The organism is Aeromonas sp. MTB (genome assembly GCF_056632455.1).
In genome coordinates this window covers 4,498,516-4,515,511 of the sequence record NZ_CP147026.1, presented here as the reverse complement: position 1 = coordinate 4,515,511, position 16,996 = coordinate 4,498,516, and the positions used below count along the sequence as shown (strand labels likewise).

Sequence of the window (16,996 nt, the reverse complement as noted above, 5' to 3'; positions counted from 1 at the left end):
TGATTTCCTTATCTTGGTTGTTGTTGGATGTTTTTTTGGTGGTTGGCAAGCATGTAAAAGAGAGGGGCTAACCCGTCCGGGTCAGTGCATCCTGCCCATCGGCAGCGTGGCCGACGGGCAGGATATGGGCGGGGGCCTGTCAGCCCCCGTTAGTGGTTGGGGCAAGGTCAGAGCTTGATCCAGGCATCGCTCCAGGCGCTGCCGGTACCCGGTGCATAGTGGCTGGTCGAGCCGCTACACCAGCCGCTGTAGGGCCAGGGTTTGCACTCGTAGTTGCCACCGGCATTGCTGACCCGATCACCAGCCTGATAGCTGGTGTTGGGGGCATAGGCCGGGTAGTCACCTTCGCCACCGCCGCTGTTCTCTTCGGTCAGCGCAACCGGGAAGCGCTGTACCACCGGCTGCTGGCCATCTGCCAGACCGGTGATCACCACGTCGTAGCTGCCATCGGTGACATTGCTGCCCAGCAGTACCAGGGTGCTGGTGCCGTTCACCTGGCTGCTGGTGGTACCGTGGCTGTGGCCGCTCTGCTCCAGAGTTGCGGTGATCTGTACCGGGTTGGCGGTGGTCAGGTTGAAGCGGATGCTGACCTGACCGTTGACTATGGTGTACTCGCTCGCCATGGCGCTGACGGTAAAGTCGCTGCTGCCTTCGGCGGGGGGCGTTGTGCCGCCGCAGTCGCTGTCGCCCTGTACGCGCCAGACGCCCCAGTCACCCGTGGTGCCCGGCTCTTCGTTCTGGGTCCACCAGCCTGCCAGCCAGTTCTTGCCGTTGTGGCTGACGATGTCGCCACCCACGTAGACCTTCTTGGCATCCCAGCTGTTTTCACAGACGGCGCCCTGCTCCCTGACGGTCACGTTGCGCTGCTGGGTTACCTGCTGACCGGCGCTGTCGCTCACCTGATAGGTAAGGGTGTAGCGGCCGACCTTGCTGCTATCGACGTTGCCGCTGACCTTGATTTGGGCGGTCAGGTCGCCATCTTCTTCATCATGGGCGCTGACGCCGGTCATCGGATCGAAAGCGGTACCCAGCTCCAGCGTGGTGTCGGTGACACCGCTGAACACCGGCTTCATGCTGTAGACCTCGATGGTACGTACCTGCTCGGTGACGTTGTTGTCGCGATCGCTCACCTTGTAGGTGAGGGGGTAGAGGCCGATGCGCTGGCTGTCTACCGAGCCTTCTACCTGGATCTGGCCAGTCAGGTCGCCATCTTCCTTGTCGTTGGCGCTGACACCGGCCAGCGGATCAAAGGCGGTACCCTGCTTGATGCGGGTATCGCTCAGGCCGCTGAACACCGGCTTGCCGTTGTCGACCGGCGGCGTGATCTCCTGATCGTGGATGAAGGGGCCGTAGCTCTTGATGAAGGATTCGTTGTAGGACTGACCGGCGGCGTTGCGGCCCATGTCCCAGTTGATGGACCAGGTCATCACGCCACGCAGCGGTTGCCCCTCGCTCTTCAGGCGGTTGAAGGCGTTGTAGAGCTTCTGCGGATCCTGCACATAGCCGGTGGCGGCGGCGTCAATGTTGGTCGGAATGCCGAACACCAGCTTGTCATGGGGGATCTTGTAGAAGCCGCGGGTTCCGTTGCTCAGCGAATCCGCCATGTAGTAGATGAACTCTTCTTTCAGGGCATCGTTGTTCTGGGCAATCCAGCCGATACCATCGATGTAGATACCGTCGCCACCCTGGTTGTAGAACTGAGGGTTGATCCAGTCGTAGTACCCTTCCAGATTGCGGATATAGGGGATGTAGGCGCCAGTCTGGGTCAGATAGGGGAACTCCGGCGCCATGGTGATGAGGAAGTTTTTCCCCTGGGCGCGGTAGTGATCCTTGACCAGACGCAGGGCCGCCGGGATCACGGTCTGGTTGTCGGCGGCGGTGATGGCGGCCTGTTCCAGGTCGATATCCAGCCCGTCGAAGCCATAGGTCTCCACCAGACGGATGATCTCGTCGGCAAAGGCCTGCTCCTGACCCTTGCGCAGCTCGATGTGTGCATCGGCACCGCCCAGCGCCAGCAGCACGGCACGGCCCTGACGGTTCAGCTCGGCGATCTGCTCTATAAACTGGCTTTCGCTCATGCCGATGGCCGGGTCGAGTTTGAAAGTGGGGATGGGATCGCTGCCATAGACCTTCATGAAGGAGACATCGACCACGTTGTATTGCGGGTTGACCTGATCGAGCTTGACGCAGGGGGCGATACCGCCCTTGTAGCCCGAGCCGTCACACCAGTTGTGCCAATAGCCGACCACTACGCCGGACTGGGGGTTGACCATCGCCTGACCGGCACTGGCGGCATATGCCATGGGGGCGCCCATGCCGAGCAGACAGCCCAGCAGGGATAACTTCAATTTGTTCATCTTGATATCTCCATACAGTACAAACGGAGCGTACAGCTATGGCCGAACGCTCCCGGGGGCAGCCCCGCTGTCATAGGTGTTTTCCCTTAGACCGGTGGCTTTGCGTCGCGCCCTTTCGGGTCACTTTGCCTTTTTCACCCGATTTCTGTGCAGCACAGAGAATCAAGTGACCTGAGTAACAGGCTGCTTATGATATGCACTTAAAAATAAATTAATCAACGTATGTGTATGATTTGTTTTGGTTATTAACTTGTTGATTGGTTATTTTCCAAGCATGGAAAGGGCCGGTGATAGGCCGCTGTAACCTACTCTTTTGTCGATTGGATTTGGTCTGCTCCCTTGTGGTTCGAGAGTTGAAAAAGCCGCAAAAAGAGCAAAAAAGTACCGATTATTCATGCTGTTGCCGTCCAGTATCTGGCAGAGAGGTGTTTGAGCTCACAAAGAGGGGAAAACAGTGCCGAGAGGTGGATTCCCGCTTGATTATTGCGTGGCTTGGCCACATGTTAGAAAGCCATACAGAGCTGCTAAAGCGGTCTGTTCAAGACCAAACAAGAGGTAACCGGGATGAATAACCCTTTGCTGACAATGGATTCGCTGCCCCCTTTCAGCCAGATCAAGCCGGAGCAGGTTCAGCCTGCCGTGATTCAGGCTATTGCTGACTGCAAGCAGAAGATCAGCGATGTGCTGGCCCAGCGTGATCCCCATACCTGGGATAGCCTGATTGCCCCGCTGGAAGAGGTAAATGACCGCCTGTCACGGATCTGGTCACCGGTCAGCCACCTCAACTCCGTACTCAACAGCGAAGCGCTGCGCGAGGCCCATGACGCCTGCCTGCCGCTGCTCTCCGAATTCCAGACCTATGTCGGTCAGCATGAAGGGCTCTATCAGGCCTATCTGGCCCTCTCCGAGAGCGATGATTTTCCGCTGCTGAGCGGTGCCCAGCGCAAGGAGATCCAGAATACCCTGCGTGACTTCCGCCTCTCCGGTATCGGTCTGCCTGCCGAGGCGCAGCAGCGTTACGGCGAAATTCAGGCCCGCCTCTCCGAGCTGGCCTCCCGTTTCAGCAACAACGTGCTGGATGCGACCCAAGGCTGGCACAAGCTGGTGGCCGATGAAGCCGAGCTGGCCGGTCTGCCCGACAGCGTGCGTGCCGCTGCCCGTCAGATGGCGGAACTTAAAGGCAAAGAGGGGTGGCTGTTCACGCTGGATATCCCTTCCTACCTGCCGGTGATGATGTACGCGGACAACCGCGAGCTGCGGGCCGAGATGTACGAAGCCTTCACCACTCGCGCCTCCGATCAGGGCCCCAATGCGGGCAAGTGGGACAACTCCGCCATCATGAGCGAGCTGCTCACCCTGCGCCGAGAATTGGCTCAGTTGCTGGGGTTCGCCAACTATGCCGAGCTCTCCCTGGCCACCAAGATGGCGGACAAGACCGAACAGGTGGTGAGCTTCCTCACCGATCTGGCGGCCAAATCCCTGCCGCAAGGCAAGGCCGAGCTGGAGGAGATCCGCGCCTTCGCCGCCGAACAACACGGTCAGAGCGAGCTGGCCGCCTGGGATCTCGCCTACTACGCCGAGAAGCTCAAACAGCACAAGTTCTCCATCTCCGACGAGCAGCTGCGCCCCTACTTCCCCGCCAGCAAGGTGGTGAAGGGGTTGTTCGAGGTGGTGAAGCGGGTGTTCGGCATGAAGGTGCGCGAGCGTCTCGGCATCGACACCTGGCATCCGGACGTGCGCTTCTACGACATCTTCGATGCCGACGACGAGCTGCGCGGCAGCTTCTATCTCGACCTCTACGCCCGCGAGCACAAGCAGGGCGGGGCCTGGATGGATGTTTGTCTGGGCCGTCGCTACCGTCAGGATGGCTCGCTGCAAAAACCGGTGGCCTACCTGACCTGTAACTTTAACGGCCCGGTGGATGGCAAACCGGCGCTGTTCACCCACAACGAAGTGGTCACCCTGTTCCACGAGTTTGGCCACGGCATCCACCACATGCTGACCCGCATCGATGTGGCCGGTGTCGCCGGTATCAACGGCGTGGCGTGGGATGCGGTGGAGCTGCCGAGCCAGTTCCTCGAGAACTGGTGCTGGGAGTCCGAGGCGCTGGCCTTTATCTCCGGCCACTACGAGACCGGCGAGCCGCTGCCTGCCGATCTGCTGGAGAAGATGCTGACCGCCCGCAACTTCCAGGCCGCCATGCAGATGCTGCGCCAGCTGGAGTTCGCCCTGTTCGACTTCCGTCTCCATCAGGAGTTTGACCCGGCCAATCCGGCGCAGCTTCCGGCGCTGCTGGATGAGGTACGCAGTCAGGTAGCAGTGATGACGCCACCGGCGTTCAATCGCTTCCAGCACAGCTTCTCCCACATCTTCGCGGGCGGCTATGCGGCGGGCTACTACAGCTACAAGTGGGCCGAGGTGCTCTCTGCCGATGCCTTCTCCCGCTTCGAGGAGGAGGGGATCTTCAACCCGGCCACCGGCCAATCCTTCCTGAAGAATATTCTGGAGAAGGGGGGCTCGAAGGAGCCGATGGAGCTGTTCCGAGCCTTCCGTGGTCGTGAGCCCAAGGTGGATGCACTGTTGCGACACAGCGGGATCGCTGCCTGAGATTCCTGACCCGCCGCCTGTGTGAGCTTCAAGCAGGTACACTGTTTTGCGGCATAGTGGGATCGAGTCGTGATTTCTGCGACAAAAAGGGACCTTTTGGTCCCTTTTTTCAAGGCTTTTTAATATCTTGCTGATTGCATATTTGCACTGCCCACGGCTCTTCAGTAGAGTCGTGTTCTAACCTTCAAGGAGAGAAAGCCACTTGCCATGAGGCGAGCACTCGATTCCGTCTATCAAATCATCTCAAGTCTGGCTCATTCGAGCGGCCAGGGATATTTCGATACCTTTGTGAGTGAAATCGCCGCTGCTGTGATGGCTGATGTCGTCCTGATCGCCAGCAGGGAATCAAATGCTACCCACCTGACGGTTCAGGCTGCCCATCCCTCCTCTCTTGACCCCGATACCCTGACGCTGCCAATCACTGACTCTCCCGATGCCATTACCTGGCAGGAGGGGGAAGCCTGGTTCAGCGATCGTCTGTTGCAGCTGTTCCCCGCGATGCCGCTTGCCGATGCGTGGCAGGCCCAGGCCTACGCCGGGATCGCCCTCAAGGATGCGGATGGCGAGACCATAGGCATCTGCTGCCTGCTCTATCGTCAGCCGCAGGCCAATATGACCAAGGTGATGGGGCTGCTCCGGTTGCTGGGGCCGCTGGCCGGTCGCGAACTGGCGCTGATGCTGCAACGCCAGCTGCCGCAACTCTTGCCTGATACCCCCCATGTGCTGCAGAGCATGCTGTTTCAGGCCCCGGTGGGGATCGGCAAGCTCGATCTCACCGGCCGCATTCTCTGGGCCAACCCGGCCATCGAGAAGATGCTGGGTTATCCCCTCGACGAGCTGCTTCATCGCTCCATCTCCGACATCAATCACCCGGAGGATTGGCAGCGCAGCCTTGAGTGCTACGAAGAGATCCGGCGCGGCGAGCGCAGCAGTTTCACCCAAGAGAAGCGCTACTTCTGCAAGGGGGGCGAGATCCTGTGGGGGCGGGTGACTGTCACCCTGATCCGCGACGAGCAGCAGCAGCCGGACTACCTGATGGTGCTGCTGGAGAATATCGATCCCCTCAAGCGCCATGCGGAGCAGCTCAAGCTCTCCCACCGGGTCTACGACAACCTCTCCGAAGCGATTCTGGTGTGCGATGCCGACAGCCGCATCATCTCGGTCAACCCGGCCTTCGAGCAGATCACCGGCTACAGCAGCGACGAGGTGCGGGGCCAGCGTCCCAGCATGCTCAAGTCCGGGCTGCACGATCAGACCTTCTATGCCGACATGTACCACGCGCTGGAGCGGGTGGGGGTGTGGCGTGGCGAGGTGTGGAACAAGCGCAAGAACGGCAAGCTCTATCCGCAGCAGCTGATGATCAGCACCCTGCGCGAAGCCGGCAAAATCCAGCAATATATCGCCATTTTCAGCGATCTTTCCCAGACCAAAGTGGCCGAGCAGAAGATCGCGACCCAGGCCAACTACGACAACCTCACCAGCCTGCCCAACCGCTGGCTGTTTGGCCGCTGCCTCACCCGCTTCTGCGAGCGGGGCGAGCGCTTCGCGCTCATGGTGCTCGACCTCAACAACTTCAAGGCGGTCAACAACAGCATGGATCACCATGCTGGCGATGCCCTGCTGCGGGAGGTCTCGGATCGGCTGGTGAGCCGGGTGCGCACCGAAGATCTGGTGGCCCGCATCGGTGGCGATGAGTTCGCGTTTCTGGTGCCCGGCATCGTCACCCGCCGTCAGGCCGAGGTGTTTGCCAAGCAGGTGATCGGCAGTTTCGCCCGCCCCTTTATGCTGGCCAACCAGCATCTCTATGTGACCGCGACCATCGGCATGACTCTCTGTCCGGTCGATGGCAGCGAGAGCGACGAGCTGCTGCGCAATGCCGAACAGGCGCTGTTTGCGGCCAAGCGGCAGGGAAGGTTGCTCGGTGCCTACTGCTCATCCATGCGGGAAGAGGTGCGCCAGCGCCACCAGATGCAGCAGGATTTGGCCGAAGCGATCAAGCTGGAGCAGCTGACCATGGCCTACCAGCCGATTTGGGACAACCGCAGCGGACGGGTCGCCAAGCTGGAGGCGCTGGTGCGCTGGTATCACCCCCACTGGGGGCAGGTATCCCCTGCCGAGTTTATTCCGCTGGCGGAAGAGGCGGGATTGATTCAGGGGCTGGGTGCACTGGTATTGTGGCAATCGTGCCGGGATCTGGCGCGATTACAGCAGTCCGGTTTCCCGGATCTGCAGATGTCGATCAACCGCTCCACCATGGAGTTCCAGACCATTGACCCCGAGGCGAGCGAGTGGCTTAAGGTGATCCAGCACTTCGGGCTCGATCCTGCCGACATCGTCATCGAAATCACCGAATCTCTGCTGATGGAGAGCAGCGATCAGCACAGGGTGCGGATCGATGCCCTGCGCGAGGCAGGTTGCAAGCTGGCCATCGACGATTTCGGTACCGGCTACTCGGCGCTCAACTATCTGCGCACCTTCCCGGTCGATCTGGTCAAGATCGACCGCTCCTTCGTGCGCCATATCCCCTTCAACGAGCAGGATCGGATGCTGCTCGACGGCATCATCAACATAGTGCACAACCTGGGCATGCAGGTGGTGATCGAGGGGGTTGAGACCCGCGAGCAGCTCAACTTCCTCTGCCAGAAGGGGTGTGCCTTCACTCAGGGTTATCTGCTCAGCCGCCCGCTGGCCTATGACGATCTCACCGAATATCTGCAGCTCAATGACAAAGGGATGTTTCTGCAGATCAGCTAGTGGCGCTTACTCCTTCGATGTCATCTGTTCCTGTTTAGTTTTCAATGTCCGGTAATCCTCGCCGAGATAGCGCAAATAGATGCGATCCAGTACTCCCTCATCCTGCATCTGTTGCAGCGTCTTGTTGTAGGCAGGCAGCAGGTCAGCCTTCTGTTTGCCAAAACAGAGGTAGAGCGGCGTGGAATCGATAAAGGGGGTGAGGGCGCGGATCCTGACGTCCTGCTCCCTCGACAGAATGGGGGCAGAGAAGTAGTCCAGGATGATCATATCGACCCGGCTCTTTTCCAGCATCAGTAGCAGCTGTTTGTCGGAGTGAACCTTGATGGGCTCCCAGCCGGTGAAGTTCCTGATCTTGGCCGTATAGTCATACCCCCTGACCATCCCTACTTTCAGCTCCTTGGCCATCTCCCACGAGAAGTTCTGTAACGGACTGTCGGTACGCACATAGGCGGCCAGAGGATAGAAGGCGGTGGCAAGGTCAGAGTGATAGCAACCGGGGAGAGGGGCATTGTCGAGAATGCCATCCGCCAGCTGGGTGCTGACATATTGCTCGCAGCGCCCCCAAGGCAGTTCAAGCAGGGTGAGATTCATGCCAAGGCGGCGCGCCACCTCTTGATGGATCTCCACCGAAATGCCCTCTTTCAGGTTGCCCTGTTCGGCATAGGAAAAGGGAGGCCAATCTACGCCGCAGACCTTCAGGTTTGTGCCGCTCTGGGCGGCGAGGAGCAGGGCAATGAACAGGTTCATGGGATTTCCTCCCTACAGCGACTTGAAGGGGCTGTGGTACACTCGGTTCACTGAACTTAGAACGCATCCAAAGACCATGCAAATCCTCCTCGAAGATCCCGCCAAGGCCGCGCAGGCAGACGCGCTGGCCAGCCAGCTTGCCCAGCTCGACCTTCCCCAGTTTGCCCTGGTGTTTACCCCGGAAAGGTTGGAACTGCGCAAGCTGGACGAGCCCAAGCTGGGTGCCGTCTATGTGGACTTCGTGGAAGGGGCGGTGGCACATCGTCGCAAGTTTGGTGGCGGTCGCGGTCAATCCATCGCCAAGGCGGTGGGGCTCAAGGCCGGAGCCACTCCGACCGTGGTGGATGCCACCGCCGGGCTGGGGCGCGACGCCTTCGTGCTCGCCTCCCTCGGTTGCAAGGTGACCCTGATCGAACGCAGCCCTGTGGTGGCTGCTCTGTTGCAGGACGGGCTGGCGCGGGCGGCACAGGATCCCGAGATTGGCCCCTGGGTCAGCGAGCGGATGCACCTGCTGCAAGGCCCGGCGGTGGACAACTTGCTGGCGCTGCCGGAGCGGCCAGAGGTGATCTACCTCGACCCCATGTTCCCCCACAAGCAGAAGTCGGCGCTGGTGAAAAAAGAGATGCGGGTATTCCAGTCGCTGGTGGGGCCGGATCTCGATGCGGATGCTCTGCTGCCAGCTGCGCTTCAAATGGCAGAGAAGCGGGTGGTGGTGAAGCGGCCGGACTACGCCGGCTGGCTCAACGAACAGAAGCCCAGCATGGCTATCGAGACCAAGAGCAACCGCTTCGATGTCTACGTAATGGCGGCGCTGGCTGCGGGTTAAAAGCCAGTGCGAGTTGCGGATGCAAAAAAGAGGGCCAACGTCATGTTGGCCCTCTTTTGTCTTACTGGATTCAGTTGGTTGGCGCGAAGCGGATCAGCTTATCTTCCCCTTGCCAGTTTAGGCGCAGGGTCGCCAGATCCGCGAGGCTGAGCCGCTCGCCACTGTGCAGCAACAGATACTCGACCCCTTCGCTGGCTTCGATAGTGCGGATCTTGTCATCCCATTGGTGATCATCGCGGCTGGTGAGGGTCACCGGCAGTTGCCAGCTGGCAGCAATTTCGAGCCAGTCGTAGAGATCGCAGCTGATGGGTTGATAATCCGGCATGATCGGCTCCAAAACAGGCAGGTTGCTGAGTCAGGCTTCCTGTACGCGGGTCGGCCAGCCCATCTTCTGCTGGCGTTCCACTTCAAAGCGCAGCTCGCTGGCACGCAGGTAGTGTTCATCCATCCAGCCCTTGGGCAGGGTCAGGGTCAGTGACTCCTCTTCTGCCTGCAGGGTGAAGCTGGGCACTGTGCCCTGGGTGCGGCGCATGCAGAGGATCAGCGCGATGCGCAGGATACGGGCCAGCCGGATCGCCTGACGACCGGTGACGGCACCCTGTTTCTCCAGTGGTTCCAGCTTGAATTCGTCCCGCTGGTTGAACAGCAGGGCCGACAACAGCTTCTTTTGCGCAGGGGTAAAGCCCGGCATATCGATGTTGTCGATGATGTAGGCGGCGTGTTGCGGCGCCTTCTTGTATTCGATACAGAGGCCGATCTCGTGCAGCAGGGCGGCATAACGCAAGATCGGGCGACCGTAGCGTTTGGAGAGTCGCCAGGCCGGTTGCAGCTGGTTGAACGCCTCGACGGCGGTATCGCGCACCCGTTCGGCGTGCTCTTTATCCAGCTGATAGCGGCTGATCAGGCTGTCGGCGGTGCGATCCCGGGCATCACAGTCGTGATTGTTGCCCAGCAGACCGTAGATCAGTCCTTCACGCAGGGCGCCACCCGCGAGGGTCATGCTCTCGATATCGAGGGTTTCGAAGATGGCAATCAGGATGGCGAGGCCGGAGGGGAACACGGTCAGCCGTTCGGCCGCCAGCCCTTCCAGCTGCAACCGGTCGAGCTTGCCGCAGGCGATGGCCTGACCCATCAGTTCCTGCAGTTTCGGCAGGGTGACCCGTTCGCTCTTCCCTTGCGCCAGCATGATCTCTTGCAGCGCCTGTACCGTGCCTGAGGCGCCAACGCAGGTGCGCCAGCCGAGGATGCGGTAATCTTCCGCCACCTTCTCCAGCACCGCCTTGGCGGCAGCAATCGCCTGCTCGAAACGGGCTTCAGAGAGCTCGCCATCACCAAAGTGATTGTTGAGCCAAGTGACGCAGCCCATGTGCAGGCTGTTGAGCAGTTTTGCTTCGCTATGTTCGCCAATCACCAGTTCGGTACTGGCACCGCCGATGTCGATCACCAGCCGGTTGCCTTCCCCGGCAGAGGTCCAGGAGACCCCTTCATAGATGGTCTTGGCCTCTTCCTCGCCCGAGATGATCTCGATGCTGTGGTTGAGTACCCGTTCAGCTTCGCTGAGGAACTCGTCGACGTTGGTGGCAAGCCGCAGGGTTGCGGTGCCCACCACCCGGATATTGTCGGCCGGAATGTCCTGCAACTGTTCGGAGAAGAGACGCAAACAGTCCCAGCCCCGCTCCATGGCGGCACGGCTGAGACGAAATTCCGGATCGAGCCCTGCTGCGAGGCGAACCTTGCGCTTGACCTTGGCGACGGTGCGCAGGGCTCCGGCGACCTCGCGCACCACCAGCATATGAAAGCTGTTGGAGCCGAGGTCGATGGCGGCATAGAGAGGCGAGTTGTGCAACGGGCCTGTCCTTAGCTCTTGCGCGGCGGACGACGACGGTTGTTGCTGTTTCCACCGCCCTGGCGATCCCGCATGTTGCGGTTCACCGGCTGACGGTTGCGGAACACCCGTTTCGGCGGGGTCACGTCATCCAGCAGCGCTTCACGATCATATTTACTGACCGGAATGGCGTGGTGGATGTACTCCTCGATGGCCGGTAGGTTGAAGGCATAGTCTTCACAGGCCAGGCTGATGGAGTGACCGCTCTTGCCGGCACGACCGGTACGACCGATACGGTGTACATAGTCTTCGGCGTCGTCGGGCAGGTCATAGTTGAAGACGTGGGTCACGTCAGGGATGTGCAGACCACGGGCGGCCACGTCGGTGGCGACCAGAATATCGAGCGCACCCTTGGTGAAATCCTCGAGGATCTTCATCCGCTTCTTCTGCGGCACGTCACCGGTCAGCAGACCGACTCGGTGGCCGTCGTTTTCCAGCCAGGCATGGACGTCTTCACAGACATGCTTGGTGTTGGCGAAGACGATCGCTTTTTCCGGCCACTCCTCTTCCATCAGGGAGAGCAGCAGCAACATCTTGTCTTCGTTGGAGGGGTAGAACAGCTCCTCCTTGATCCGCACGCCGGTCATCTGCTCCGGCTCTACCTGCACATGTTCCGGGTGGTTCATGTGTTCGTAGGCCAGCTCCTGCACGCGCAGGGAGAGGGTGGCGGAAAACAGCATGCTCAGGCGCTCGGTCGCGGGCGGCATGCGGCGGAACAGAAAGCGGATGTCCTTGATGAAGCCCAGATCGAACATGCGATCCGCTTCGTCCAGAACCACGACCTGAATGTTGCTCAGATCGATCACCTTGGACTTGAAGTAGTCGATGATGCGGCCGGTGGTGCCGATCAGGATGTCGACGCCCTGCTCCAGCACGGCCAGCTGCTTGTCGTAACCTTCGCCACCGTAGGCGAGGCCGAGTTTCAAGCCGGTAGAAGCGGCGATGCTGTCGGCATCGTTATAGATCTGTACTGCCAGTTCCCGGGTGGGTGCCATGATGATGGCTCTGGGTTGGTTAACCAGACGGGGCTTGGTCAGCGGGTGAGTCAGCAAATAGTTGAATGTCGCGGCCAGGAAGGCAATGGTCTTGCCGGTTCCTGTCTGGGCCTGACCGGCGAGGTCATGACCTTCTACCAGCAGTGGCAGAGACAGTGCCTGGATGGGCGTGCAATAGTGAAATCCCTTTGATTCCAGACCAGCCAGAACTTCGGGTTCGAGGCCCATTTGGGCGAATTTGTCGGTCGTTAAGTGTGTTTTGCTCATGGCGGTAGGTTATCAGGTTAGGCTTGCAATAATAAACAGGATCATTTCAAATAGGGCAACTATTGCCTTTGTTGATATGTCAATAAAGCCTTAATTACTGACTGGAGTTGGAGATGAGTGACAAGATTGTTCAGCTGAGCGATGCCAGCTTCGAGGCAGATGTAATCAAAGCCGATGGCGCCGTTCTGGTCGACTTCTGGGCCGAGTGGTGTGGTCCGTGCAAGATGATTGCCCCGATCTTGGAAGAAGTTGCCCAAGAGTACGAAGGTCGCGTGACCGTAGCCAAACTGAACATCGACCATAACTCTGATACTCCGCCCAAGTACGGCATTCGTGGTATCCCGACCCTCTTGCTGTTCAAGAATGGCGAAGTGGCAGCGACCAAGGTCGGTGCACTGTCCAAGACTCAGCTGAAAGAGTTCCTGGACGGCAACCTGTAATAATTAAAGAGGAGCGCATTGCAATAATGCGCTCCTTCTGTTTTATCACCTAGACGCTCATCCCGATTGGTGCTAGTTTATCGTTCGTTTGCTAACCTTTTGCCTGACTCTTTGCTAACCACAGCCTGGCAATCAAATCCGATCAGCATCAATCCAGCAGACTGTCTCCTCATTTCAATCCTTGCTTACAGACTTTCACCACTATGAATCTGACTGAATTAAAGAACACTCCTGTGTCCGAGCTGGTCAAGCTTGGCGAATCCATGGGGTTGGAAAATCTGGCTCGGGCGCACAAGAAAGATATTATTTTTGCAATCCTCAAGGCGCACGCCAAGGGTGGTGAAGATATCTTTGGCGACGGTGTGCTGGAAATCCTGACCGATGGTTTCGGCTTCCTGCGCAGTGCAGACGGCTCCTATCTGGCTGGCCCTGACGATATCTACGTCTCCCCGAGCCAGATCCGCCGCTTCAACCTGCGTACCGGCGATACCATCTCCGGCAAGATCCGGCCACCGAAAGAGGGCGAACGCTACTTCGCACTGCTCAAGGTTAACGAGGTCAACTACGACCGTCCGGAAAACTCCCGCAACAAGATCCTGTTTGAAAACCTTACCCCCCTGCATGCCAACGAACGTCTGCGTATGGAACGGGGTAATGGCTCTACCGAAGATATCACCGCCCGTGTACTGGACCTTGCATCCCCCATCGGTAAAGGCCAGCGCGGCCTGATCGTGGCGCCGCCCAAGGCCGGTAAGACCATGCTGCTGCAGAACATCGCCCAGAGCATCGCCTACAACCACCCGGACTGTGAACTGATCGTTCTGCTGATCGACGAGCGTCCGGAAGAAGTGACCGAGATGCAGCGCATGGTAAAAGGTGAAGTGATCGCTTCCACCTTTGACGAGCCTGCTTCCCGTCACGTTCAGGTTGCCGAAATGGTGATCGAGAAGGCCAAGCGTCTGGTCGAGCACAAGAAAGATGTGGTGATCCTGCTGGACTCCATCACCCGTCTGGCCCGTGCCTACAACACCGTTATCCCGTCATCCGGCAAGGTACTGACCGGTGGTGTGGACGCCAACGCCCTGCACCGTCCCAAGCGCTTCTTCGGCGCCGCGCGTAATGTTGAAGAGGGCGGCAGCCTGACCATCATCGCTACCGCGCTGATCGATACCGGTTCCAAAATGGACGAGGTTATCTACGAAGAGTTCAAGGGTACCGGCAACATGGAACTGCACCTCTCGCGCAAGATTGCCGAGAAGCGTGTCTACCCGGCCATCGACATCACTCGCTCAGGCACCCGTAAGGAAGAGCTTCTCACCTCAGGTGACGAGCTGCAGAAGATGTGGATCCTGCGCAAGATTGTCCACCCGATGGGCGAGATCGACGGTATCGAGTTCCTCATCGACAAGCTGGCGATGACCAAGACCAACGACGAGTTCTTCGACGCCATGCGGCGCCAGCAGAAGTAAGTCCGGTCAGAAAATGACGAAACCGCGGCCCTGGTCGCGGTTTTTGTTTATCTGTTTTCCGGTCGCCCTAGTAGTATGAGATCCCGATGTCACATGGATGGAGACGTCATGAAGCCTGTTTTCTGGTTATTGCTGGGGTTGCTGAGTGCAATGCCAGCCTGCGCGCAGAGTGCACCGGTCGCGGTGACAGCCGAGACGTTGCAGACGCACCAGCGCTATCTGGCGGGCCGTCTGCAGGAGGGGCAATTCGCAGCCATCGACTCTCTGCTGGCGACCCTGAGTCGCGAGCGGCGGGAGTTCCTGCTGTTGCAACTGCTGCGGGATATTCCCGCTACCTCCCCTGCATCCCCTGCGTTGCAACAGTGGGTCGAGGCTCAGGCCGACAAGGCACCCGAGTGGCTCATGGAGCAGCAGGTCGACGGTTTTCTGGTGCAGCAACCTGTCTATGATTTTGCCGCGCAGGCCCGTCAGCTGCTGGGGGCGTGGCAGCTGCAATCACTGATGCAGCGCTATCGGCAGCAGCTTGCCCAGGGCAGCTTCCAGCTAAAGTCCATCTACTACAGCAGTAACCCCGATCTCGCCATGCAGCAACAAGCCCTGTTGTTGGCCCTCGACAGCTTGCCGCAACCGATCTGGATGCGGGAGGCGCAAGTGCTGGCCAGCCAGAATATCTATCTGCCGGACAATCATCTGTTGTTCCATCTGTTGCAGCGCACCGGGGAACCGGCGCTCTATAGCATGTTGTGGCGGCGGCCGGCAGATCAGGATGCGCTGCGTGCACTCTCTACCATCAACCGCTTCCATCACGGCAGTGCTGCCAGCGATCTGCTGATTGCCGCCAGTGGCAACGAGGGGTTGAAGGGGGCCGCCCTGCGTCAGCTGAGCGCGCTCTCGCCCTTGCCGCCACAAGCCCAGAAATACTTGCTGGCGGAACTCTCCAACCGTCAATACGGGGCGCTGGTAGCCGGTCTGTTGATGGAGGTGGACGAGCCCCAGCTGCTCTCTGCACTGGCCAGACGCCTTGGCCAGCGTGACATGCCACCCATTGCACCGAGTCTGCTACCCGATTCGGGTACACCCGATGGGCAGCCAGGGTTATAATGCGTGACCTCCTGAACCCGGTTGGGAACTTGCATGAAATACAAGGATTTGCGTGATTTCATCGCGCAGCTGGAACAAAACGGACAACTCAAGCGCATCACCCGCGAGATAGATCCCTATCTGGAGATGACCGAGATAAGCGATCGCACCCTGCGTGCGGGTGGCCCGGCTCTGCTGTTCGAAAATCCCAAAGGCTACACCATGCCGGTGCTGACCAACCTGTTCGGTACCCCTGAACGGGTTGCCATGGGCATGGGCCAGCCCGATGTGGGCGCCTTGCGTCAGGTCGGGGTCTGGCTCTCCTATCTCAAGGAGCCCGAGCCGCCCAAGGGATTCAAGGAGCTGATGGAGAAGCTGCCGATCTTCAAGCAGGTGCTCAACATGCCGACCAAGCGCCTCTCTTCCGCCCCCTGCCAGCAGGTGGTGCAGGAGGGAGATGCGGTCGATCTCGACCAGATCCCGATCCAGCACTGCTGGCCCGGCGATGTGGCACCGCTGGTCACCTGGGGCCTCACCATCACCCGCGGCCCCTACAAGAAGCGCCAGAACCTCGGCATCTATCGCCAGCAGAAGATCGCCAAAAACAAGCTGATCATGCGCTGGCTGGATCACCGTGGCGGTGCCATCGATTTTCGCGAGTGGCAGGAGGCCCATCCCGGTGAGCGATTCCCGGTGGTGGTGGCGCTCGGTGCCGATCCGGCGACCATTCTCGGCGCGGTGACGCCGGTGCCGGATACTCTCTCCGAATATGCCTTTGCCGGTCTGCTGCGCGGCAGCCGTACCGAAGTGATCAAGGCCATCAGCTGCGATTTGGAGGTACCCGCCAGCGCCGAGATTGTGCTGGAAGGCTATCTTGAGCCGGGCGAGATGGCGCCGGAAGGCCCTTATGGCGACCACACCGGTTACTACAACGAGGTGGACGAGTTCCCGGTCTTCACCATCACCCACATCACCAAGCGGCGCGATGCCATCTATCACAGCACCTACACCGGCCGTCCGCCCGATGAACCGGCGGTGCTGGGTCTGGCGCTGAACGAGGTGTTCGTGCCGCTGCTGCAGAAGCAGTTCCCCGAGATTGTGGACTTCTATCTGCCGCCGGAGGGGTGCTCCTACCGGATGGCGGTGGTGACCATCAAGAAGCGTTACCCGGGCCACGCCAAGCGGGTGATGCTGGGGGTCTGGTCCTTCCTGCGCCAGTTCATGTACACCAAGTTCGTGGTGGTGTGTGACGACGACGTCAACGCCCGCGACTGGAAGGATGTGATCTGGGCCATCACCACCCGGATGGACCCGGCACGGGACACCACCTTGATCGAGCACACCCCGATCGACTATCTGGACTTCGCCTCGCCGGTCTCCGGCCTCGGCTCCAAGATGGGGCTGGATGCTACCAACAAGTGGCCGGGCGAGACCAATCGGGAGTGGGGTCAGCCCATAGTGCAGGATGAGGCGGTAAAGCAGAAGGTCGATGCCATCTGGGATGAGCTCAATATCCTCGGATGAGGCAAACATGACAGCTTTGCTGCAAAAAGTGATGCGATCCGCACT

12 protein-coding genes and 1 riboswitch are annotated in these 16,996 nt (G+C 59.6%); of the genes, 7 read left to right on the top strand and 5 right to left on the bottom strand.

Annotated features, from left to right (window positions below; all coding sequences use genetic code 11):
* Nucleotides 1-167: 167 nt before the first annotated feature.
* Complete coding sequence (locus WBR25_RS20695) at nt 168-2,357, bottom strand: immunoglobulin-like domain-containing protein (RefSeq protein WP_479749122.1); 2,190 nt, start codon at nt 2,355-2,357, stop codon at nt 168-170.
* Between the two features lie 54 nt (nt 2,358-2,411).
* Nucleotides 2,412-2,497, bottom strand: a riboswitch (cyclic di-GMP riboswitch).
* Nucleotides 2,498-2,921: 424 nt separating this feature from the next.
* Here WBR25_RS20695 and prlC point away from each other — a divergent pair.
* Together prlC and WBR25_RS20685 are read left to right on the top strand one after the other, a co-directional pair.
* The gene (prlC, locus tag WBR25_RS20690) at nt 2,922-4,964 is read left to right on the top strand and encodes an oligopeptidase A (protein ID WP_338773163.1); all 2,043 of its coding nucleotides are present in this window, start codon (nt 2,922-2,924) and stop codon (nt 4,962-4,964) included.
* Between the two features lie 207 nt (nt 4,965-5,171).
* The gene (locus tag WBR25_RS20685; RefSeq protein ID WP_236269593.1) at nt 5,172-7,718 is read left to right on the top strand and encodes a putative bifunctional diguanylate cyclase/phosphodiesterase; all 2,547 of its coding nucleotides are present in this window, start codon (nt 5,172-5,174) and stop codon (nt 7,716-7,718) included.
* A gap of 6 nt (nt 7,719-7,724) precedes the next feature.
* Here WBR25_RS20685 and WBR25_RS20680 read toward each other — a convergent pair whose 3' ends face one another.
* Nucleotides 7,725-8,465, bottom strand: coding sequence for a substrate-binding periplasmic protein (locus tag WBR25_RS20680; RefSeq protein ID WP_479749120.1), 741 nt, complete (start codon nt 8,463-8,465; stop codon nt 7,725-7,727).
* Nucleotides 8,466-8,541: 76 nt separating this feature from the next.
* On the opposite strand from WBR25_RS20680, the gene WBR25_RS20675 reads away from it, so the two are divergent.
* Nucleotides 8,542-9,291, top strand: a complete 750-nt coding sequence (locus WBR25_RS20675) for a class I SAM-dependent methyltransferase (protein ID WP_076493766.1) — start codon at nt 8,542-8,544, stop codon at nt 9,289-9,291.
* Between the two features lie 70 nt (nt 9,292-9,361).
* On the opposite strand, the gene WBR25_RS20670 is transcribed toward WBR25_RS20675, so the two are convergent.
* From WBR25_RS20670 to rhlB, 3 genes are read right to left on the bottom strand one after another with little or no spacing between them, the layout of a single operon-like run.
* Nucleotides 9,362-9,616: a Rho-binding antiterminator gene (locus WBR25_RS20670; RefSeq protein WP_479749118.1), complete on the bottom strand. Its 255-nt coding sequence runs from the start codon at nt 9,614-9,616 to the stop codon at nt 9,362-9,364.
* A 30-nt stretch (nt 9,617-9,646) separates the two neighbouring features.
* Entirely contained in the window at nt 9,647-11,137 is a 1,491-nt protein-coding gene (gppA, locus tag WBR25_RS20665; protein WP_021229247.1) for a guanosine-5'-triphosphate,3'-diphosphate diphosphatase, read from the bottom strand.
* Between the two features lie 11 nt (nt 11,138-11,148).
* Nucleotides 11,149-12,438, bottom strand: a complete 1,290-nt coding sequence (rhlB, locus tag WBR25_RS20660) for an ATP-dependent RNA helicase RhlB (protein WP_005339414.1) — start codon at nt 12,436-12,438, stop codon at nt 11,149-11,151.
* Nucleotides 12,439-12,551: 113 nt separating this feature from the next.
* On the opposite strand from rhlB, the gene trxA reads away from it, so the two are divergent.
* The 4 genes from trxA (at nt 12,552) to ubiD (ending at nt 16,951) form a co-directional block, all read left to right on the top strand.
* Complete coding sequence (gene trxA / locus WBR25_RS20655; RefSeq protein WP_005339416.1) at nt 12,552-12,878, top strand: thioredoxin TrxA; 327 nt, start codon at nt 12,552-12,554, stop codon at nt 12,876-12,878.
* A gap of 203 nt (nt 12,879-13,081) precedes the next feature.
* Nucleotides 13,082-14,347 (top strand): transcription termination factor Rho, encoded by a 1,266-nt coding sequence (gene rho / locus WBR25_RS20650; RefSeq protein ID WP_005339417.1) that lies wholly within the window; start codon nt 13,082-13,084, stop codon nt 14,345-14,347.
* 108 nt (nt 14,348-14,455) lie between these two features.
* Nucleotides 14,456-15,448 (top strand): hypothetical protein, encoded by a 993-nt coding sequence (locus WBR25_RS20645; protein WP_479749115.1) that lies wholly within the window; start codon nt 14,456-14,458, stop codon nt 15,446-15,448.
* Nucleotides 15,449-15,481: 33 nt separating this feature from the next.
* Nucleotides 15,482-16,951 carry a 4-hydroxy-3-polyprenylbenzoate decarboxylase gene (gene ubiD / locus WBR25_RS20640; protein WP_479749114.1) on the top strand — a complete coding sequence of 490 codons (1,470 nt, stop codon included), beginning with the start codon at nt 15,482-15,484 and terminating at the stop codon, nt 16,949-16,951.
* The last annotated feature ends 45 nt before the right edge of the window (nt 16,952-16,996 follow it).